At 62.0% G+C, this 21,531-nt stretch carries 14 protein-coding genes and 2 tRNA genes; 5 read left to right on the forward strand and 11 right to left on the reverse strand.

The genetic code is table 11. The features are described 5' to 3' along the window. Positions 1-32 precede the first annotated feature (32 nt). Positions 33-109 (reverse strand) — tRNA-Asp (locus AC07WT_RS09580). A 1,673-nt stretch (positions 110-1,782) separates the two neighbouring features. Between AC07WT_RS09580 and AC07WT_RS09585 the strand changes: the two genes are divergently transcribed. Then, positions 1,783-2,775, forward strand: coding sequence for a GlxA family transcriptional regulator (locus tag AC07WT_RS09585; RefSeq protein WP_494946887.1), 993 nt, complete (start codon positions 1,783-1,785; stop codon positions 2,773-2,775). 374 nt (positions 2,776-3,149) lie between these two features. Beyond that, positions 3,150-4,148 (forward strand): ABC transporter substrate-binding protein, encoded by a 999-nt coding sequence (locus AC07WT_RS09590; RefSeq protein ID WP_494946888.1) that lies wholly within the window; start codon positions 3,150-3,152, stop codon positions 4,146-4,148. 15 nt (positions 4,149-4,163) lie between these two features. Here the strand turns inward: AC07WT_RS09590 and AC07WT_RS09595 are convergent, their stop codons facing one another. The 4 genes from AC07WT_RS09595 to AC07WT_RS09610 form a co-directional block, all read right to left on the reverse strand. Continuing rightward, positions 4,164-5,234, reverse strand: a complete 1,071-nt coding sequence (locus AC07WT_RS09595; protein ID WP_494946889.1) for a substrate-binding domain-containing protein — start codon at positions 5,232-5,234, stop codon at positions 4,164-4,166. 127 nt (positions 5,235-5,361) lie between these two features. After that, a complete protein-coding gene (locus AC07WT_RS09600) occupies positions 5,362-6,600 on the reverse strand; it encodes an SfnB family sulfur acquisition oxidoreductase (protein ID WP_494946890.1) in 1,239 nt (412 codons plus the stop codon). A 182-nt stretch (positions 6,601-6,782) separates the two neighbouring features. Beyond that, on the reverse strand, positions 6,783-7,838 hold the full coding sequence (locus AC07WT_RS09605; protein WP_494946891.1) for an ABC transporter permease: 1,056 nt from the start codon (positions 7,836-7,838) through the stop codon (positions 6,783-6,785). Beyond that, positions 7,835-9,472, reverse strand: a complete 1,638-nt coding sequence (locus tag AC07WT_RS09610) for a sugar ABC transporter ATP-binding protein (RefSeq protein WP_494946892.1) — start codon at positions 9,470-9,472, stop codon at positions 7,835-7,837. Before AC07WT_RS09610 ends, AC07WT_RS09605 begins: the two co-directional genes overlap by 4 nt. Positions 9,473-9,811: 339 nt before the next feature. Here AC07WT_RS09610 and AC07WT_RS09615 point away from each other — a divergent pair, with 339 nt between their 5' ends. Together AC07WT_RS09615 and AC07WT_RS09620 are read left to right on the forward strand one after the other, a co-directional pair. Continuing rightward, positions 9,812-11,056 (forward strand): acyl-CoA dehydrogenase family protein, encoded by a 1,245-nt coding sequence (locus AC07WT_RS09615; RefSeq protein WP_494946893.1) that lies wholly within the window; start codon positions 9,812-9,814, stop codon positions 11,054-11,056. Positions 11,057-11,061: 5 nt separating this feature from the next. Further along, positions 11,062-12,504: an LLM class flavin-dependent oxidoreductase gene (locus AC07WT_RS09620; protein WP_494946894.1), complete on the forward strand. Its 1,443-nt coding sequence runs from the start codon at positions 11,062-11,064 to the stop codon at positions 12,502-12,504. Positions 12,505-12,791: 287 nt separating this feature from the next. Here the strand turns inward: AC07WT_RS09620 and AC07WT_RS09625 are convergent. The 6 genes from AC07WT_RS09625 to tig all read right to left on the reverse strand — a co-directional run bounded on the left by AC07WT_RS09625 (position 12,792) and on the right by tig (position 19,919). Continuing rightward, positions 12,792-12,867, reverse strand: a tRNA-Val gene (locus tag AC07WT_RS09625). Between the two features lie 155 nt (positions 12,868-13,022). Further along, entirely contained in the window at positions 13,023-13,313 is a 291-nt protein-coding gene (locus AC07WT_RS09630) for an HU family DNA-binding protein (protein ID WP_492593705.1), read from the reverse strand. A 335-nt stretch (positions 13,314-13,648) separates the two neighbouring features. Continuing rightward, positions 13,649-16,072 (reverse strand): endopeptidase La, encoded by a 2,424-nt coding sequence (gene lon / locus AC07WT_RS09635; protein ID WP_492595546.1) that lies wholly within the window; start codon positions 16,070-16,072, stop codon positions 13,649-13,651. A 200-nt stretch (positions 16,073-16,272) separates the two neighbouring features. Further along, complete coding sequence (gene clpX / locus AC07WT_RS09640) at positions 16,273-17,544, reverse strand: ATP-dependent Clp protease ATP-binding subunit ClpX (protein ID WP_492595547.1); 1,272 nt, start codon at positions 17,542-17,544, stop codon at positions 16,273-16,275. Between the two features lie 182 nt (positions 17,545-17,726). Continuing rightward, a complete protein-coding gene (clpP, locus tag AC07WT_RS09645; protein ID WP_007182010.1) occupies positions 17,727-18,380 on the reverse strand; it encodes an ATP-dependent Clp endopeptidase proteolytic subunit ClpP in 654 nt (217 codons plus the stop codon). A 192-nt stretch (positions 18,381-18,572) separates the two neighbouring features. Then, complete coding sequence (gene tig / locus AC07WT_RS09650; RefSeq protein ID WP_494946895.1) at positions 18,573-19,919, reverse strand: trigger factor; 1,347 nt, start codon at positions 19,917-19,919, stop codon at positions 18,573-18,575. A gap of 459 nt (positions 19,920-20,378) precedes the next feature. Between tig and AC07WT_RS09655 the strand changes: the two genes are divergently transcribed. Further along, entirely contained in the window at positions 20,379-21,524 is a 1,146-nt protein-coding gene (locus AC07WT_RS09655; protein ID WP_494946896.1) for a glycerate kinase, read from the forward strand. Positions 21,525-21,531: the final 7 nt, after the last annotated feature.

A 21,531-nucleotide genomic window follows, 5' to 3' on the forward strand; every position in this document is an offset into this window, starting at 1 on the left:
AAGGCGAACCGGAGTTCGCCTTTCGAAGATACTGGCGGAGTGGACGGGACTCGAACCCGCGACCCCCGGCGTGACAGGCCGGTATTCTAACCGACTGAACTACCACTCCTTGTACTGCGCCTGACTTGCCTCCAGGCCATTGATGCCGCACTACTGCCGACGCACTCCAGCCGGATCCGATGGCGCCGGGGGCTCGAAAACGGCCCGCCAAGCCTTATGGGGTAAGGCGCCCACGCAATCCAATCCGACACGATCCGACGGATACATCGAAAAATACAACGAACGGAAATTGTAACCGAAACCGTCGCATGACCGCAACATTTCCGCACGGCCGCCGCTTTGCCCGACGGGCCTTGAAGCAGGTCAGGCCGATTGGCAGGCCCTGCCGCGAACGGCGTGACAATCCTTTGCCGTCGCTTCAGCTTCGGACATGTCCACACCGCTCCTGTCTTGCCGGAGTATTAGGCGGTCGAACAGTGGCCGGCCGTCGTGCCGGTGTCGCCCCAAACCTGGCCCGAGCCCCCGCCCCCGCAACTCCGCTCTTCGCCGTGGCGGATGGCGGCGCCGGCGCAACGACCGACGCCGGCGAGGCGCTCATCCGATGGCCAGCTTCACAATGCAGCCGAGGGCGAGCAGCAGCAAAGCTGCTGAAAGAAGGAGGTCGTAGGGGTATTTCATGAATTGGCAAATCAAATATTGAGCAGGGGTAAATGGGTAACGGGGGGCGACGACGCACAACACACTCCGCCATGGGTGAGGGCCATCGGGTGCGCAGCGAGCCGGCCAGTATAGGGAACGGACGGGGTGTCATGCGTGAGCGGCTGAACCAGCCAACACATTGACTGATAGCGCCAGGAGCAAGCGCTCAGCGAACATCAGGTGAAGCGCACGCCATCGATTGAGCTGTCGAGGCCGCGCGGTACTTACGGAGCGAGCGCCTTACCAATAGAAATCGCAACGAGGCCTACGACCGCCAGAATCGCGAGCAAGCGAAAATTGCTTGATGCCTTCACCCTCCTCGGCGCCCAATGTCCGATTCGGCGCCACTTCTTCGCGGCGAACTCGATATGCACGTATGCGCCGTGCACACGCAACGTTCGTAGCGCCGATGAGATGCTCAAGAGCGGATAAGCCATTACCAGAAGTATTAGCAAGCAAGTCAACGCTGACGTCACGTGCGCCCCCGGCTCGACGAAGGTGGATATCTGTTTCTCGTTATGCGCCAATCCTGGTATCGATTTCCGAGTCTGATGCGACCAAACCCTGTTCGCTGGTGCACGCACACGCGGCTCCGGCCAACGGATATTTGGGCGCGGCGAGCTATTCGATATATCTCCTTCAGCCGTACGTCATCGGACTCGTGGAGAAGATCCTGAAGATTCAGTCTGATATTTCACTGCCAGTCAGAATTCGGCCACGAAGTAAAACGCTGTCTCCCGGAGTAAAGACCGATCTCCAAGGGCGCAACACGTGCCTCGAAGGCGCTGCCCGCAAACGATAAAATAAAGGTACGCGGCAGCGAACAGGACGAACCTGACCAGCAACTGGCATATCGAACGAAAATACTATTTTTTGAAATGAGACGCGCGGTCAAATGTAATATAGTCGGTAGCTTACACTCGCCTCTCGAGTGATCGACGGTTTTCCAACCAGACGCATATTGCGGCGAAAGCCCGTGAATTAAAAAACACCCGCCATCGGTTTTGCCCAAAACCGATGGCGGGCACACGTCCATACCAATTAAACCGACTCGAATCGGTTCATTTATTTCCGAGGATCAAAATGGAGCACTATTCAACCGTTCAAAATAACGACCGGCTGCAACGGCACGTTATGTTGCAAACCAGTAACGTCAAGCATATCGGCATCGCCTTGTTTAACGGCTTTGCGCTGCCTGAGGCGGCTTCGGTTATCGAGGTATTCCAGGCGGCGAACGCTCTCGCCGAGACCCGCAAGCTGGCCAGGACACGTTACAACGTTCGGCTGCTGTCGGCGACCGGAGGCCGGGTAGCCAGTTCGTCATCGGTGTTCGTGTTCACAGAAAGCATCGAGGCGCGCCAACAGGCGGATAAGCTTCACGCACTTTTCATTGCAGGCGGCGCAGACCTGTGGAACACACTGCACGACGTCCATCTGATCAGGTGGCTGCAGCGCGCCTCGCAAGGCGCCGAGCACGTATGCCTCCCTTTCGACGGGAACCCACTGCTGGAGGCAACCGGACTCACAAAATTCATCGCCGGCCGCAAGCTTGGCGCCGGCTGCGGCGACGCCAGCCGACAGCCGCGTAGCGCCGACGCCACCATCGCCCTGCAACTGGCGCTAAGCGTGGTTCAGGAAGATCTCGGTCCTGAGATCGCCCGGCAAATCGCCGCCAGGACGCAACCACTCGCTGAAACGCCGTTCACCTCGACGGTTCGCAAGCACACCTCCGCTCTTTTGAGTAAGCAAATTCAGACGGCCGCACAGTGGCTGGAATCCCACGGCGACCAGCCGATCTCGATCGGCGACGCGGCACAGGTCGCCGCGATGAGCGAACGGAATTTCCTGCGCCGCTTCAAGCTGGAAGTCGGTCTAAGCCCGTCTGATTATTTGCTGAAGGTACGGCTCGACCTGAGCTGCCGCCTTCTTGTCGAAACCAGCCTCCCCGTCGACAAGATCGCTCGCCGATGCGGCATCGGCACCGGTGGACAGCTCTCCAAACTCTTCCGCAAGAATCTTGCAACGACACCCACCGAGTATCGCGCCAACGGGCGGCAGTTGCGCGGATCGTCGTAACGGGCCGGCTGAGGGCTTAAAGCGATCCCAGGTACGCGTCGGACGTCCCCGCGCCGCAGCCCTCCCTATGAGGAGGGTTGTCGCGAGGGGCGCCTGCTGCGTGGCGATCCGCACGTGCTCAGAACTTGCGGCGAATACCCGGATTGGCGGCGCCCTGCTGTTTCGTGCCTGAATAGCCATATGAACCGATCGAAGCTGTCATCTACGGACACGAATCAAAGAGCGGCCCCTCGGGGGCCGCTCGATGTCGGCACGAGCTTTCTGAAGTCCATAGCGCGCAGCGTGTTTTGGTTGTGAGCTTTTATTGGTTCGCTTGCATTCGGGCGTTGATTACATTGACCGGTCTTAACGAAACAGCTTCAAAGGACCATGCAATGAAAATTTCCGGGGTGCAGCGCCGCCGCCTGCTGCGCACGCTAGTCGCCTGTGGCATCACGCCTGCCGCCGTATGGTCCGCTTCATGGCTCGCTTCATTGCTCGCTTCACGGTCCGCTCAGGCGGCGCCGGCAAGTCTGGTCTTCGGCGACCAGGCCGGCGGTCTGCGCGCCCTGGCTGAGGCCGCGCATGTGCTCGACGGCACGCCGTACGCGTTTCGCTGGGCCAACTTTCAGGGCGCGGCGCCGCTCTTCGAAGCACAGCGCGCGAACGCCGTCGATCTCGCTCCGGCGGGCGACCTGCCGGTCCTCGCGGCCGCGATCGGCGACCCAACGCTAAAGCTCGTCGCCACCCGCGTGGGCTCGCCGTCCTCCCTCGGCATTATCGTGCAGGCGGATTCGCCGATCCGCCATGTCGCGGAACTGAAGGGCAAGACCGTGGTGGTGTCGTCGGCGCGCGGCAGCATCTCGCAGTTCCAGTTGTATGGCGCGCTGGCCGAAGCCGGGCTATCGCGCGCCGACGTGAACGTGCGCTTTGTGATGCCCGTCGATGCGTTTGCCGCGTTCGAAGCGAAACAGCTCGACGTGTGGGCGACCTTCGATCCGTACTACGGCACCGCCGTGCAACGCGGAGCGCGCGTGTTGCGCGATGGCAGCGGTATCAACAGCGGTCTTGGGTTCATTACCGCGTCGGGCGCGGCGGCGGCGGATCAGGCGAAACGTCCGGCGATCGCCGACGCGCTGCGGCGTTTTCAGCGCGCCGGCGACTGGGCGGTCGCGCATCCCGACGACTACGCGCGGGTCTACGCGTCGCTCACGCGGTTGCCGCTCGAAGCGGCTGCTGTCATCACGAGACGCTCGGCTTTGCGTCAACGCGCGGTCAGCAATGACGATATCGATGCATTGCAGCGTGTTGCCGACAGCGCGTTCAAAGATGGGATCTTGCCGAAGGCGGTCGACGTCAGATCGATCGCCGACAGAACGATCGGCAACGCGTAGACCGCATGACGCGGCTCAATCCGCCGCGGGAATCCACGGCGCCGTTGCAGTGTCGCTCGCGCGAAAGGCCGGGAATTTTGCGCCAAGCTCCGCGATGGTCCTGATGTTGTTCTTCACCAGATCGTCGCGCGTAATCAGCGCCGGCTTGACGACGATCCGGCGCCCGGGATCCTGCCCGGCCACAAGCAATGCCGCCGCGCGCACGGACACCGCGCCGACGACCGCCGGGTTGGTCGCCGCCGTCGCCACCCATGCGCTGCCCGGTGCGCGGATGGCCTCGATGTCGGCGGTCGAAATGTCCGCGCTGTAAATGCGGATCTTCGACGACAGGTTCGCTTCGTCCGCCGCGAGTTTCGCGCCGCGCGCGAACTCGTCGTAAGGCGCGAACACCACACGAATGTCGGGATGCGCGCGATAGGCCGCGGCGGCCTGGTTCGCCACCGATTGCGCGATCGGATTGTCGACGGTGCCCCAACGCGCCTTTTCCTGGACCTTCGGATGGGCGCTCCTGAAGTCCCGCCATACCGCATCGCGCCGGTCGAGCGGCGCGAAGCCGGCTACATACACATAACCCGCTGCAAACGCGTCGCCGTTATCCTTCACCGCCTGATCGAGCAGCAACGCCGCCAGGTCGCGATCGCTCTGCTCGATCTGCGGCACCTTCGGGTTGCCCAGATCGACGTCGAACGCGACCACCTTGATGCCTTTGTCCAGCGCGCGCTGCACGACGTCTTTCAGCGACTCAGGCAACCCGTGATTGACGATGATCGCCGACACGCCCAGGCTGATCGCCTGCTGGATCTGCTCGCGCTGCTCGGCCGCATCCTGGCGGCCTTCATAGATGCGCAGATCGATGCCGAGCGCTTGCGCCTGCTTTTGCGCGCCGGCTTCATAGGCCTGAAAGAAATCGCCGGTGGACAGATAGTTGACCAGCGCGATCTTGACGCCGCCCTTATCGAACGGCGCGGGCGCGCCCTTCAGCGGCGCGGCGTGTGCGGCGAGTCCTGTCAGCGCGGCAGCCGAGAACAAAGTTAGCGCACCGATCATGCGGCCTAAGAAAGACTTGCGGAGAAAAACTGATTTCATGAATGATCCCCAACCCGATAAACGAGGTAGTTATGGCGAAGCAGGCGCTATCCGGCTTGCGCCGCGGTGCGTACGCGACAACGCGCGCCCGGATGCGTTTCGGGCGCGACGCGGTCCGCTCAGTTCATCAATTCCACGGATGACGGGCCGGTTTGACGCCGTTCAGATAGTAGTTGCCGACCAGGTGATACTTCCAGCGCACCGGATCATGCAGCGTATGCGTGCGCGCGTTGCGCCAATGCCGGTCCAGGCCGTGCTCACTGAGCGTGGCTTGGGTGCCGCCGAGTTCGAACAGTTTTTCGCCCGCGAGCAAGGCGATTCCAGTCGTCAGCACTTTTGCTTCGCCCACCGCCACCGATGCACGCGCAACGTCGTCTTCGCTTATGCCGCCCTTTGCGGCGATCTCGTCGATCACACGCGCAGCGCGTTCAAGCAATGCGTCGGCGGCATGCAGCTGGATGTGCAGATGACCGATCTCCCGCACGGTCAGCGGATCGTCGCCTGCACGCTCCACGCCGCTATCGATCCACGGCCGCGAGCGTGTGCGCACGAATGTCAGCGTATCGTCGAGCGCCGCCTTCGCGATACCGGCGTCGATCGCGGCCTGAATGATCTGCGAGATCGGGCCGTTGAGCGTCGGAAAATCGGACACACGGTGCGCCGGAAACACGTGGGATGCCGGAACACGTGCGCCTTCCAGCACCACGGTTCCGCTCGCCGTCGTGCGTTGACCGAAGCCCGACCAGTCGTCGATGACGGTCAAGCCCGGCGTGCCCTTCGGAATCCACGCGAGCCAGCCCTTGCGCTCGTCGTCGAGTCCGAGCACCGGCACGAAGTGAGCGAACAGCGCGCCCGTCGAATAGAACTTGGCGCCATCGACCACATAGTGCTCACCGTCGCGCCGCACACGCGTCTTCAGATCGAGCACGTGTTTCGTGCCCTTCTCCGAAAACCCGTTGCCAAAGCGCTTGCCGTTCAGCACCTGCGCGAAGAAATACCGCTTCTGCTCTTCTGTGCCTGTCAGCGCGATCACATCGACGAGGCCGAAGTGGTTCTGCGGCAACTGTCCGAGCGAAGGGTCGGCCGCGGCGACGATCTTGACGACCTCCGTCAACGTGACAAACGACACGCCTGCCCCGCCGTATGCCTTCGGCACCGTGATCGCCCACAGGCCGGACTGCGAGAACCACTCGATCTCGTCGTGCGGCAAGCGGCGCTCGCGGTCGCGCTCCGCTGCGCCTTGCGCAAGGCGCGACGCAAGTTCGTGTGCGACCGCGAGCGCCTCCGCGTCGTCGGCGATCACGCGGACCGCATGCCGGTCCGCTTCGATCGTGTGCGATGAAGCTGCTTCGTCAATCTCTGCCATGAGCGTCTCCGCTTGAATTACCGTTCGCACAATCTATCAGCGGACATCGCGCGCGCAAACTGAACGATTCGGTAATCGATATTCCTTCGGATGGCAAACGACCGCCAACGGCTTTGTGCCGAATGCGGTCGGCACGACGTCCGTCGGCACGACGCTGTCGTCGGCACGCCGGCACGCATGGCTCACGTGTGTGAATCCGCGCGTCGCCCGACACTGAACGTGAACGCCAGGGCGAGCACCAGCAAGACGCCCTTGATGAAATCCTGCATGTAGTACGGCGCGTTCAGCATCGTCAGTCCGTTGAGCAGCACGCCGACGAACACCGCGCCCACCACCGTGCCGAACACGTTGGGCCGCTTCGCGCCCCACACCGCGTAGCCCACCAGCGCCGCGGCCACGCCGTCGAGCAGCAGCGAGTGCCCGGCGCTGGCGTCGCCCCGGCCGACGCGCGCGGCAATCAGCACGCCGCCCAGCGACGCGATCGCTCCCGACGCGACGTATGCCGCGATCCGGTAGCGCGCGGTGGGCGCACCGGCGAGCCGTGCGGCCGTCTCGTTGCCGCCGATCGCGTAGATCACGCGGCCCCAGCGCGTGGTCTCCATCGCGATGCAGGCAAGCACTGTCAACGCAGCGAGAATCAGCACGGGCAACGGCACCACGTCGAAAAGACGCAGACGCCCAAGCGCGAGAAACGCGGCGGGGAAAACGCCGGTTGCCTCCGTGCCGTCAGGCAACACGGTGCCGGTGGCGAGCGAACGGCCGCCGGTGGGAATCAGTTGCAGACCGGCCAGCAGGAACAGCGTGCCGAGTGTTGCGAGCTGGTCCGGCACACGCAACCGCGTGATCAGCAAGCCGTTGAACAGACCGGCTGCGACGCCGAGCGCGACGCATGCGGCCACGGCCGCCAGCGCGCTGCCGTGCCAGACGATCAGCACGTAGCTCGCCGCCATCTGTGCCGACGCGGCCACGCTGCCCACCGACAGATCGAAGCCGCCTGCCGCCAGCGTGATCGTCACACCGATGCCGAGCAACGCGACGATCGATACCGCCTGCAGGATGCTGAACAGATTGTCGATGTTCAGAAACGCCGGTTCCTTTGTGGCGAACACGGCAATCAGCACGGCGAGCACGAGCAGGATACCGGTGCATTCGAGGTATTCGCGCAAGCCGCGCAATGCGGGGCGCACACGCTTGGCCGTTACCGCGTTGACAGCGAGAGAAGGTGTAACGGGTTTCATCGATGGATGTGAGCAGTCAGGTCGGTGGTGGGTACGCGATCGAGCGTCGCGCGATCGAAGCGCACGACGCGATCCGCAATCTCGAACGCCTCCTCGAGATCGCTGACGAACACGATCGTCGCGCGTTCATGAGCGTGCCGCCGCAAGGTATCGACGATATCGGCGCGTGCGCCGGCGTCGACGCCCTGAAACGGTTCGTCGAGCAGCAACAAGCGCGCGCGTTCCGCATGCCAGCGCGCGAGCACGACCTTCTGCTGATTGCCGCCGGACAGGCGCGAGAGGCGATCGTCGGGACCCGTGCAGCGAATGCCGAAGTTTCTGATCGCTTCGATCGCGGCATCGCGCTCCAACGTCTGGCGCACTGTGCCGCGTGTGAACCAGCGCGACAGGAACGGAAAACTGAGCGTGCCCGCAATCGACGCAAACGGCACGCTGTCGGGAAACAGCGACGTGCGCCAGCGATCCTCTCCGGCAAGGAACACGCCGGCGCGAATCGCATCGGCGGGCGAGCGCGGACGCCATGGCGCCCCGTCGAGCACCATCTCGCCGGCGGCCGCGCGTGCGCAACCGAAGATCGCACTCGCAAGACGCGACTTTCCTCCTCCCACCGGGCCCGCAATTGCGACGATCTCGCCGCGTCGCACGTCGAGATCGAACGGGATGCTGTCAGGCGTCAGCTGAAAGTCGCGCAAGCTGAAACACGCTTCGAGCGACGCCCTATCCGCTGCATGGTAAGCGCGATCTTTGAGTATGGGCCGCCCGATCATCGTTTCGACAGCCGCATCAAAATCGATCGGCGCTTGCAGGTCGGCGACGATACGTCCGTCGCGGACGATCGTCACCCGATCGGCGATGCGCCGCAGATCGCCGAGTCGATGCGAGACCAGCAGGATCGCGACACCTTCGTCACGCAACGGGTCGAGCAGCGCGAAGAGCCGTTCGGCTTCCGGTGCGGACAGGCTGGCGGTCGGCTCGTCGAGAATCAGCAATGCGGGGTGTGACGCCAGGGCGCGCGCGAGCGTGACGAGTTGCTGACTCGCGAGCGACAACGACGCGAGCGGCGCCGACAGATCGACATCCAGCCCGACTCGCGCGGCAAGTGGCCCCGCGGCGTTGCGGCGCGCCGCAGGCGGCACGCGCCACGGCGAGCCCGGATCGCACAGGCGGTCGAGCAGCAGATTGTCGGCGATCGACAGCGCCGGCACGACCGCATCGGCGATCGATTGATGCACTGTGGCGACGCCGAGCCGTTTTGCGGCCTGAGGAGAAGCCGGCCGAAACGGTGCGCCGCGCAGCGTCAATGTCCCGCCGTCAGGCAGATACACACCGCTCAGAATCTTGACGAGCGTGGACTTGCCCGCACCGTTGGCGCCCATCAACGCGACGACTTCGCCGGGACGGATAGAAAGATCGAGCTTCGACAGCGCGACGGTGGGACCGAAGTGCTTTGTTATGGCGACGGCGGTCAGGACCGGCTCGGTCCCGTGGCGAATCTTGCCGGCATGGCGCCCCTTGGTGACGCCGAAGCGGATTGCCTGCTGCTCATTCGGATCGGCAGCATCGCTCGCTGTTGCGGCGATCGAACTGAAAACCGCCGCGAACGGCGTTGCCCATGCACCGCGCAACGTGGGCATGTGGTTCTCCTCATGAAGGGCGCGTCGCAACGCTGCCCGGTTCCTGTCTGCGATAGCCGACAAGATTACGTAGGCGCCCGCCGTCGGGGAACCAACGATTTTTCATTTGGATTCTTGTGGAATGCCAGATCGCGTCGTTCAAACACGATTCTCGCTGTTCAAGCGTTCGTCCGGTGACCAGCCGGTCCGCGTGCGGCAGCGGCGCGTTCAAATATCCCGGAAAAACAACGGCTTGACCCGAAATCAAGAAAACGTCATTAGCAAGTGACTATTCGGTGGTAGGCGCTTGCGCACAACCTGCTTTAACTTTGCGAGCAGATGAACCGCAAGGAAGCCCAGATGACCCTACACCAGCGCGACATTCATTTGTCCACCGGCGCCGACTACGAACAGCTCGCGAATCGCTTCAGACCCATATTCACGCGCATCGCCGAAGGCGCGGTGAGCAGAGACCGCTCCCGTGATTTGCCGCACGACGCGATTGCCTGGCTGAAGGAAGCCGGGTTCGGCGCGGTGCGCGTGCCGAGCCGCTTTGGCGGCGCCGGTGCGTCGATCCCGCAGCTGTTCCAGTTGATCACCGAACTGGCCGCAGCCGACTCGAACCTGCCGCAAGCGCTGCGCGCCCATTTCGCATTCGTCGAAGACTGGCTGAATGCGCCGCCGGGCGCCGAACAGCAAACATGGTTCGACCGCTTCGTCAGCGGCCAGCTGGTCGGCAGCGCATGGACGGAAGTCGGCAGCGTGGCGATTGGCAGCGTCAATACCAAGGTATCGAAGAAGGACGGCCGCTGGGTCGTGAATGGTTCGAAGTACTACAGCACCGGCAGCATCTTCGCCGACTGGATCGATGTGTATGCACAACGCTCGGACGACGGTAGCGACGTGATTGCAGCAGTCAGCACGCATCAGGCCGGCGTGATTCGCAAGGACGACTGGGACGGTTTCGGCCAGACCACCACGGGCAGCGGCACCACGTTGTTCGAAGACGCCGCGGTCGACGAACATGACGTCATCGACTTTGCCCGCCGTTTCAGATATCAGACCGCGTTCTATCAGCTGTTCCATCTGGCGACGCTGGCGGGCATCGGTCAAGCCGTCAAGCGCGACGCGGCGACGCTGGTGCGCGAGCGCACGCGTGTCTACAGCCACGGCAACGCGCCTCGCGCGAGCGACGATGCGCAGATCCAGCAGGTGGTCGGCGAAATCGCGTCGTGGGCATATGCGGCCGAAGCCGTCGCGCTGCGGGCAACCCGCCCTTCGCAGCGCGCCTATGAAGCTCATTTCGCCGGCAACGCCGAAGCCGAACACGCAGCGAACGTCAACGCGGAAATCGAATCGGCACAGGCTCAAGTGGTCGCGTCGGAACTCGTGCTGCGCGCAGCCACGCACCTGTTCAATGCGCTCGGCGCTTCGGCGACCAGCACCAGCAAGGCGCTCGACCGCCATTGGCGCAATGCGCGCACGATCTCGTCCCACAACCCGCTGGTCTACAAGGCAAGGATCGTCGGCAACTGGGCGATCAACGGCACTGAGCCGCCGTACGTATGGCAGATCGGCACTGGACCGGCCCGCGGGAACAGCTAACCATCATGAGCAAATCCATTCGTTTCAACGCGTTCGAAATGAACTGCGTGGGTCACCAGTCGCCAGGCTTGTGGGCTCATCCGCGCGACCGTTCCTGGCAGTACAAGGATCTGACGTACTGGACCGATCTGGCCAAGGTGCTGGAAAAAGGCATCTTCGACGGCATTTTCATCGCCGACGTGGTGGGTTACTACGACGTCTACAAGGGCAGCAACTATCACGCGCTGCACCAGGCGGCGCAGATTCCCGTCAACGATCCGTTGCAGCTCGCCGCGCCGATTGCGATGGTGACCGAGCATCTGGGCATTGGCATTACCGCCTCGACGACGTTCGAGCATCCATACACTTTCGCGCGCAGGCTCTCCACCGCCGATCACCACACTCAAGGGCGCGTCGGCTGGAACATCGTCACGTCGTATCTGGAAAGCGGCGCGAAGAATATCAGCGAAGGCGGCCTGCGCGATCACAGCAACCGCTACGAGGTAGCCACCGAGTACGTCGAGGTGCTCTACAAGCTGTTCGAAGGCAGCTGGGAAGAAGGCGCCGTCGTGCGCGATCGCCACAACCGGGTCTTTACGAACCCCGGCAAGGTCCATGAGATCGGCCACAAAGGCAAATTTTTCGAGGTGCCGGGCTATCACCTGTGCGAGCCTTCGCCGCAGCGCACGCCGGTGCTGTATCAGGCCGGCGCGTCCGGTCCTGGCAAGGCGTTCGCCGCCCGGCATGCCGAGTGCGTGTTCGTGGCCGCGCCCTCGCAATCGGTGCTGAAAAATTACGTGGCCGACGTGCGCCGCCAGGCTGCCGAAGCGGGACGCGATCCGCAACGGATCCTGATCTACAACCTCGTCACGGTGATCGTCGACGAGACCGACGCGAAGGCGCAGGCAAAGTTCGAGGAATACAAGCGCTACGTGTCCTACGACGGCTCGCTCGTCTTCATGTCCGGCTGGACCGGCATCGACTTCGGCCAGTACGCGCCGACCGACCTCGTGAAGCGCGTCGAGACCAACGCCATCGTGTCGGCCGTCGAGCATCTGGCGGGCGGCGACAAGGCATGGACGATCGAAGAACTCGCGACCTGGGGTGGGATCGGCGGCCTCGGGCCGGTGTTCGTCGGCTCGGCGGCGACGGTCGCCGACATTCTGCAGCAGTGGGTCGAGACCACCGGCGTCGACGGCTTCAACCTCGCCTACGCCATCGCCCATGAGACCTTCGAGGACGTGGTGAACCATCTGGTGCCCGAGTTGCAGCGGCGCGGCGTGTACCCCACCGCTTACAAGCCAGGCACCCTGCGCGAGAAGCTGTTCGGCGCGACGGCCCTGCTGCCGGACACGCATCCTGCGGCGCGGTTTCGCGACATCGAGCGGATCAAGCGCGAGTCGGCGAACCAGGCGGATCAGGCATCCGGCGTTCCGGCGTCTGCGCACGAAACCGGACCGGTGAAGTGACGCACGAACATGACGACGCCTTTGCCTCGCCTGAATGACGTCTCTCCGTCCTTCCAGGGCTTCAGGGCGATTTCCGGCATCGGTTCCGAGGTGAACGCGCCTGCCGTGAAGCCGCGCGACTTCTGCACGACTTTCGGCGACCTGAGATCCTGCTGATGTGCATCGGACGTCTTCGACCTGATCGAAAACAATAAAAAAACCCGCAGAGCCATCATTAGCCATGCGGGTTTTCCAATACTTCCGTGAACGTCTTCAGACTGCGCTGGACGTTGCGCACGAAACGGAAATGGTGGGTGCTGAGAGGCTCGAACTCCCGACCTACGCCTTGTAAGGGCGCCGCTCTACCAACTGAGCTAAGCACCCGTTTCGCGATTCAACGTGCTTCTGTTCTGCTGCTTGACACTGCTTGATACGGCACCGGGACCGGCCTATGTATCACCTATAGATGACACCAAGTCTCTACATTTTCGTTGCACTTCTTTCCAACGAACTTGCAGGTTCATCAAGCAGCAAGCCCATCAGTTTAACGCATCCTTCAGCGCTTTGCCAGGCCTAAATTTAGGGACCTTCGCTGCCTTGATCTTGATAGCCGCGCCGGTACGCGGATTGCGGCCCGTACGTGCCGTACGCTTACCAACGGCAAACGTGCCGAAACCGACCAGCGTTACCGAACCGCCTTTCTTTAACGTACCTTTGACGCCACCGATCACCGCATCGAGTGCACGGCCGGCCGCAGCCTTCGAAATGTCGGCTTGCTGTGCAATGTGATCGATCAATTCCGTTTTATTCATTCCAACCCCCGAGAATATTATGGCAATCGTGACGGCGCTCTGTAGCACCTGGCATCACACGGCCGGCGGGTAGCGCCGAGCCGACTAATTAGAATTGGCCGAAACCCTTGTGTCAAGCGGGGTTGCGCCGGATCGCGCAGTTTCCCGAACGATCGTTTGATGACCAAATCTTGCTGTCTCTCTCGGCGCCGATCGATGCGCGTACAACCAGTCGGGCGATCGCGGCCGCGGTTGCTCAAAAGGTAGGTTGGCGTGTATTCCGGCGAATCTTTTCGGAATGTGGCGGGCAATGAAAAACCCGCGGACCAAGCCGCGGGTTTCCGTACAGCAAACTGCTTTCGCTGCTGACTGCCTTAGTGCTTCACGACTTCTGTCGCACCGGCGTCCTTCGCCGGCTCTGCTGCGACAGGCGCTGCAGGCTTCGGCTCTTCCTCAGGCAATGCCGCAGGCACACGTTCGAGCGCCAGCTCGAGCACCTTGTCGATCCAGCGGACCGGCACGATCTCGATCGCGTTCTTCACGTTGTCCGGAATTTCCGTCAAGTCTTTGACGTTTTCTTCCGGAATCAGTACCAGCTTGATACCGCCTCGATGCGCGGCCAGCAGTTTTTCCTTCAGGCCGCCGATCGGCAAGACTTCGCCACGCAACGTGATTTCGCCCGTCATCGCGACATTGGCGCGAACCGGAATCCCGGTCAACACCGACACCAGCGCGGTCGTCATCGCAATACCGGCCGAAGGACCGTCTTTCGGCGTAGCACCTTCCGGCACGTGGATGTGAATGTCCTGCTTCTCGAACGCCTCGTCCTTGACACCCAGACGGCGCGAGCGCGAGCGGACCACAGAACGCGCGGCTTCGACGGATTCCTTCATCACGTCGCCGAGTGAACCCGTGCGGATCACATTGCCCTTACCCGGCATCACCGCGGCTTCGATCGTCAGCAGATCGCCGCCGACTTCCGTCCACGCAAGACCCGTGACCTGGCCAACCTGATTTTCCTTCGCAGCGAGACCGAAGTCGTACTTGCGCACACCGAGGAAAGTGTCGAGATTGCTGCCGTCGACCTTCACCGCGCCTTCCGCCTTCTTCAGCAGAAGCATCTTCACGACCTTGCGGCAGATCTTCGAAATTTCACGCTCGAGCGAACGGACACCCGCTTCGCGCGTGTAGTAACGAATGATGTCGCGGATCGCGGTTTCCGTCACTTCGACCTCGCCATCCTTGAGGCCGTTGTTCTTCTTCTGCTTCGGCAAAAGATACCGTTGCGCGATGCTGACCTTCTCGTCTTCCGTGTAACCCGACAGACGGATCACTTCCATCCGGTCGAGCAACGGCGGCGGGATGTTCAGCGAGTTCGACGTCGCCACGAACATCACGTCCGACAGATCGAAGTCGACTTCGACGTAGTGATCGGCGAACGTATGATTCTGTTCCGGATCGAGCACTTCCAGCAACGCCGACGACGGATCGCCGCGGAAATCCTGCCCCATCTTGTCGACTTCGTCGAGCAGGAAGAGCGGATTGCGCACGCCGACCTTGGTCAGGCTTTGCAGAATCTTGCCGGGCATCGAACCGATATACGTACGACGGTGACCGCGAATCTCGGCTTCGTCGCGCACGCCGCCGAGCGCCATACGCACGAACTTGCGGTTCGTGGCGCGAGCGATCGACTGACCCAGCGACGTCTTACCGACACCCGGAGGCCCAACGAGGCACAGGATCGGCGCTTTGACCTTGTCGACACGCTGCTGGACCGCGAGATACTCGAGAATGCGTTCCTTCACTTTCTCGAGACCGAAGTGGTCTTCGTCGAGCACGCGTTCCGCATTCGAGAGGTCGTTGTTGACCTTGCTCTTCTTGCGCCACGGCAAGCCGATCAGCGTATCGATGTAGTTGCGCACGACCGTAGCTTCAGCCGACATCGGCGACATCAGCTTGAGCTTCTTCAGCTCGGCGTCGGCCTTCTTCTTGGCTTCCTTCGGCATGCGGGCGGCCGTGATGCGCTTCTCGAGTTCCTCGAGATCCGCACCTTCTTCGCCTTCGCCAAGTTCCTTCTGGATCGCCTTGACCTGTTCGTTCAGGTAGTACTCGCGCTGGCTCTTCTCCATCTGGCGTTTGACACGCCCACGGATGCGCTTTTCGACCTGCAGGATGTCGATCTCGGCTTCGAGTTGCGCGAGCAGATGCTCGAGGCGCTCGATGACCGGGAACATTTCGAGGATGTGCTGCTTCTGGTCGAGCTTGAGCGGCAGATGCGCCGCGATCGTATCGGCCAGACGCCCTGCCTCGTCAATACCCGACAGCGAGGTCAGGATCTCCGGCGGGATTTTCTTGTTCAGCTTCACATACTGGTCGAACTGCGACACGATCGCGCGGCGCAGCGCTTCAGTTTCAGCGCTGTCGGCGTGGTCGGGTTCGAGCGGCATGACTTCGCACGAGAACTGCGTTTCCTGTTCTTCGATGGAAAGCGTTTTCGCGCGCTGCAAGCCCTCGACGAGCACCTTCACGGTGCCATCGGGCAGCTTCAGCATTTGCAGGATGTTGGCAACGCACCCTACTTCGTACATGTCCTTTTCGGTCGGCTCATCTTTCGCAGCCGTTTTTTGGGCGACGAGCATGATGTGCTTGCCGCCTTCCATCGCTGCTTCGAGAGCCTTGATCGACTTCGGGCGGCCTACGAAGAGCGGAATCACCATGTGCGGGAAGACGACTACGTCACGCAGCGGGAGCAGCGGGAGCGTAATGCGTTCCGGCGGAAGGAGTTGGGTTCCTGACATTTCATTTCCCCATGAGTGGAATCAGTTCGTTCGATAGGTGAGGCCAGCAGAAAAGATTGCAAGCCTCCGCGTGTGGGAAAAGTTCAGTGACTCCGAAGGTTCAGTGACTCCATAGTGAAAACAACCATCCTGACCACACGATAAACGAAAAAGCCGTTCACGTCGCCATGAACGGCTTGTTTGCAAAACCCGAAAGCCGATCAGTTCGAACCCGCAACCTTGGGTGCGTCTTCATAGATCAGTAACGGTTTGCCGTCGCCGTCAATCACGTTGTCGTCGATGATAACCTTGCTAACGCCTTTCATTGCCGGCAGGTCGTACATCACATCAAGCAACGCCTGTTCCAGGATCGAACGCAAACCCCGCGCGCCCGTCTTGCGACGGATCGCCTTACGCGCCACGGCCTGCAATGCGGCCGGACGAATCTCGAGTTCGACGCGTTCCATATTGAACAGCTTGTGGTACTGCTTCACCAGCGCGTTCTTCGGTTCGACGAGGATCGTCATCAGCGCCGCTTCGTCGAGCTTGCCGAGCGTAGCCACCACCGGCAGACGGCCGATCAACTCGGGAATCAGACCGAACTTGATCAGATCTTCCGGTTCCACTTCGCGCAGCACTTCGCCCGCGTCGCGGTCCTGCTTGCTCTTCACGCTCGCGCCGAAGCCAATACCGGTTTTCTCGGTACGGTCGACGATGACTTTCTCGAGGCCGTCGAATGCGCCACCGCAAATGAACAGAATGTTGGTGGTGTCGACCTGGATGAAGTCCTGATTCGGATGCTTACGGCCACCTTGCGGCGGCACCGACGCCATCGTGCCTTCGACCAGCTTCAGCAAGGCCTGCTGCACGCCTTCACCCGACACATCGCGGGTGATCGACGGGTTGTCGGACTTGCGGCTGATCTTGTCGATTTCGTCGATGTAGACAATACCGCGCTGAGCCTTGTCGACTTCGTAATTGCAGTTCTGCAGCAGCTTCTGGATGATGTTCTCGACGTCTTCGCCGACGTAGCCAGCTTCCGTCAGCGTCGTTGCATCGGCAATGACGAACGGGACGTTCAGAAGGCGCGCGAGCGTCTGCGCGAGCAAGGTCTTGCCGGAACCGGTTGGGCCGATCAGCAGGATGTTGCTCTTCGACAGTTCGATTTCATCCTTCTTGTCGAGGTGCTTGAGGCGCTTGTAGTGGTTGTACACCGCGACTGCGAGAATTTTCTTCGCGCGCTCCTGACCGATCACATACTGATCGAGGATTTCACGGATTTCCTGCGGACTCGGCAGGTCGGACTTGGACAAGCCCGCCTCGATGCCCGCGCCTGCAGCCTCATCGCGGATGATTTCGTTGCACAGGTCGATACATTCATCGCAGATGAACACCGACGGGCCGGCAATCAGTTTTTTGACTTCATGCTGGCTCTTGCCGCAGAACGAGCAATACAACAGCTTCTCGCTGTTAGAACCTTTCTTGTCCGCCATAAATGTGTGAGCCTCCGGACACTCGATTACATGATACGCCGTTTGCCCCTGCCTCGCAGTTGGGCGCGGCAGGGCTTGAGCCAGGATAACGGCGTTTGCCGCAGGCGCTCGGACGAGTCTTGATTATTTCACAACCGATTCGATGACGTTTTTACCCCATTTTGGGGCAAAAACGCACCAGTTCAAGGACGCTTGTGCGCCACCTGATCGACCAGACCATAAGCTTGCGCGTCATCGCCGGACATGAAATTGTCGCGATCGGTATCGCGCGCGATACGCTCGACCGGCTGGCCAGTGTGGTGCGCGAGCAGATGATTCAGCCGTTCCTTCAAATACAGGATTTCGCGTGCCTGGATTTCGATGTCTGACGCCTGGCCGCGCGCGCCACCCAGCGGCTGGTGAATCATCACGCGCGAATTCGGCAGCGCAAAGCGCTTGCCCTTCGCGCCGGCCGCCAGCAGGAACGCACCCATGCTGGCCGCGAGGCCCATGCACAGCGTCGACACGTCCGGCTTGATGAACTGCATCGTATCGTAGATCGCCATCCCGGCCGAAACCGAACCGCCCGGGCTGTTGATGTAGAAGCTGATGTCCTTGTCCGGATTCTCGCTTTCGAGGAACAGCATCTGCGCGACGACGAGATTGGCCGTCTGGTCGTTCACTTCGCCGACCAGGAACACGATGCGCTCCTTCAGCAGGCGCGAGTAGATGTCATACGAGCGCTCACCCCGGCCGCTCGTTTCCACGACGATCGGCACCAGTCCGAGCGCCTGCGCTTCGAGATCCCGCGACGACTGGGAGGTCAACGTGTCCAGCATTTGGGCGCGAAAGGTCATGCAATGGATCCTTGTCTGGAAATACTCTAAATATTAGATGCTAGACAGGTGTGTACGACCAGCCAGTATTCAAGTGCGCGATCAACGCGAGCGTAGTGCAGAAAACAATGCAAAACGCAGCACACGTTCACAGCACAAAAAAACGGCGTGCGGGCCGTCGCTCCGACAGCCGGCACGCCGTTGCAGCGACGCTTACGCTTGCGCCGTTGCGCTTGCCAGTTCTTCGAAGCTCACTTCCTTGTCCTTCACCTTGGCCTTGCTGAGGACGAAATCGACGACGTTGGCTTCAACGACGTACGCTTCCATTTCGGCAAGACGTTGCTGATTGGAATAATACCAGCGGACGACTTCCTTCGGGTCTTCGTAGCTTTTCGCGAATTCGTCGACTTCGGCACGAATCTGCTCCGGCTTTGCCTGCAGTTCGTTGGCCTTGACCAGTTCGGCCAGCACGAGGCCCAGCTTCACCCGACGCTCAGCCTGTTCCTTGAACATTTCAGCCGGGATCGGCGCGTCTTTGGCGTTCGGCACGCCACGTTGCTCCAGATCCTGACGAGCCATCCCGACGAGGCGTTCCTGATCCTGTTCGATCAGCGCGTTCGGCACGTCGAGTTCAGAAATCTTCAGGAGCGCGTCCATCACCTGGTTCTTGACGATGGCTTGCGTGCGGCGCTTCGCTTCGCGTTCGAGATTGTCCTTGATCTCAGCGCGCATCTTGGTCAGATCGCCGTCTTCGATGCCGAGCGACTTCGCAAATTCAGCGTCGATTTCCGGCAGATGCGGCCACTCGATCTTCTTCATCGTGATCGTGAATTGCGCCGTTTTGCCTGCCACTTCCTTGCCGTGGTAGTCGTCCGGGAATTTCAGGTCGAATTCGGTCGATGCGCCGACCGTCAGACCCAGCGCCGCCTTTTCGAATTCCGGCAGCATGCGGCCTTCGCCCAGCACGAATGCGAAATCTTCTGCGCTGCCGCCCTGGAATACTTCACCGTCGATCTTGCCGACGAAGTCAACCGTCACGCGATCGCCTTCTTTCGCTGCCGTATCCGCACCGCCGTCACCGTGCTCGCCGGCTTCGCCGCGAGCGTGGAAGTGCACGCGCTGCTTGCGCAGGATGTCCAGCGTGCGGTCGATTTCCGCTTCGCTGATGGTGGTCGTGGTGCGCTCGATTTCAGCCGTGGCGACGTCGCCCAGCTTCACTTCCGGATACACCTCGAAGGTCGCGTCGAACGCGTAGTCGCCTTCCGTGGCGTCGACCTTCGGCGCGAAGCTCGGCTGGCCGGCCACGCGCAGGTTTTCGGTGCGGCTGATGTCGAAGAATTCCTTGCCGACCTTGTCGCTCAGCACTTCGGCTTCCACCTGCCCCGAATACTGTTGCGTCACCATCTTGAGCGGCACCTTGCCCGGGCGGAAACCCGGCATGCGCACGTTCTTCGCGAGTTGACGGATACGCGAGTCCACTTCCTTCTGCACGGCGTCCTTCGGCAGGGAAATCGTTACGCGGCGTTCGAGCTTGCCGAGGTTTTCAACAACGTTAGCCATGGCTTCAATCGTCCTAAAATTATTCGAGCGAATCAGTTATCTTCTCCGTGCCGCTTTTCGATGTCGCATCGCATCGCGCGTCACATCACATCAATTCGGCGCCTGCGCCGCGGGCTTGCAGGCCGCCGGCAGCACGGTTGGGTCCAAAGAGCCGAATATTTTAGCAAACTATTTGCGCGCCTAGCCGGGATTCGATGATTGCGCACGTTTTTATCGGCTTTCCAAGCGCTTTCCGGCGTGTTTTCACCGGCTTTACGGCCATTCGGTCGCACCGCCTCACATGCGGCGCGCGGCGGGCGACCTCGCTTGCTGCGTCTTTCGCCAGACGATTCCGGCTATGCCGTTAGGCCTATTCAGTCGGCGCCGCCATGCTGCTAAGCTAACGGACGCGCTCGGGGCTGCGTGTCTTTTCGCTCAGGTCCTGCGCCCTCGCAACGATTCCAACCATTCAGAGACACCATGCCGAATCCGCCGTCCTCGCCTGTCGTCGTTATTGCTCCCGATTCCTTCAAAGGCTCGCTCAGCGCCGAGCAGGTCGCGCAGGCGATTGCGTCCGGCATCCGGCGCGCCCGGTCCGACGCCGAGGTGCGCATCTGTCCGATGGCCGACGGCGGCGAAGGCACGCTCGAAGCCATGCTCACGAGCGGCGGCGAGCGCCGCAAGCTGAGCGTGCGCGGCGCGGCCGGGCCGGTGCGCGAAGCGCTCACCGCACTGCTCGCGGACGGCAGCGCGATCATCGAAACGGCGGAAATCGTCGGCATTACCGATCCGGTCGGCATGGGCGTGCCGGTCGAGGCGCGCAGCACGCGCGGCATGGGCGAAGCGATCCGCGCACTGCTCGACGAGGGCGTGCGGCGCTTTTTCGTCGCGCTCGGCGGCAGCAGTACGAATGACGGCGGCGCGGGCCTGCTCGCCGGCCTCGGCCTGAAGCTCTTCGACGCGCAGAACCAGGAACTCGACGCGACACCCGAACAACTCGCACGCGTGGCGCGCCTCGATGTCTCGCAACTCGACGCCCGGCTGGCGGATGCGTCGTTCGTCGGCATGTCCGATGTCGACAACCCGCTGACCGGCGATCACGGCGCGACTGCGGTGTTCGGCCCGCAAAAAGGCGTGAAGCCGGAGCAGATCGCCACGATCGACGCCGCTCTCGCCCGCTTCGCCGATCTGCTCGAAGCGGCGCTCGGGCGAACCGCGCGCGATCGGCCCGGCGCGGGCGCGGCCGGCGGCCTCGGCTTTGCACTGCATATGCTGGGCGCGCAATTCGAGCCGGGCGCGGAAACCGTCGCGCGGCAAATCGGCCTCGATGCCGCGCTCGAGGGCGCGAACTGGCTGATTACCGGCGAGGGCCGTTCGGACGTCCAAACGCTGCACGGCAAGGCGCCCTTCATCGCCTGCCGTCATGCGCAGGCAGCAGGCGTGCCCGCCACGCTGCTGTCGGGCGCGGTCGACTCCGCGGCCCTGCCGCGTCTCGGCGAATTCTTCAGCGGCTGCTTCTCGCCGGCTCCCGGACCAATCACGCTGGAAGTCGCGATTCGCGACGCGGCGCGCCTGCTCGCCGACGCGGCCGAGCAGCTGACGCGGCTGAAATTCGGCGCGCGTTGACCGGCGA

The organism is Paraburkholderia sp. GW821-FHT02A12, from assembly GCF_059422005.1.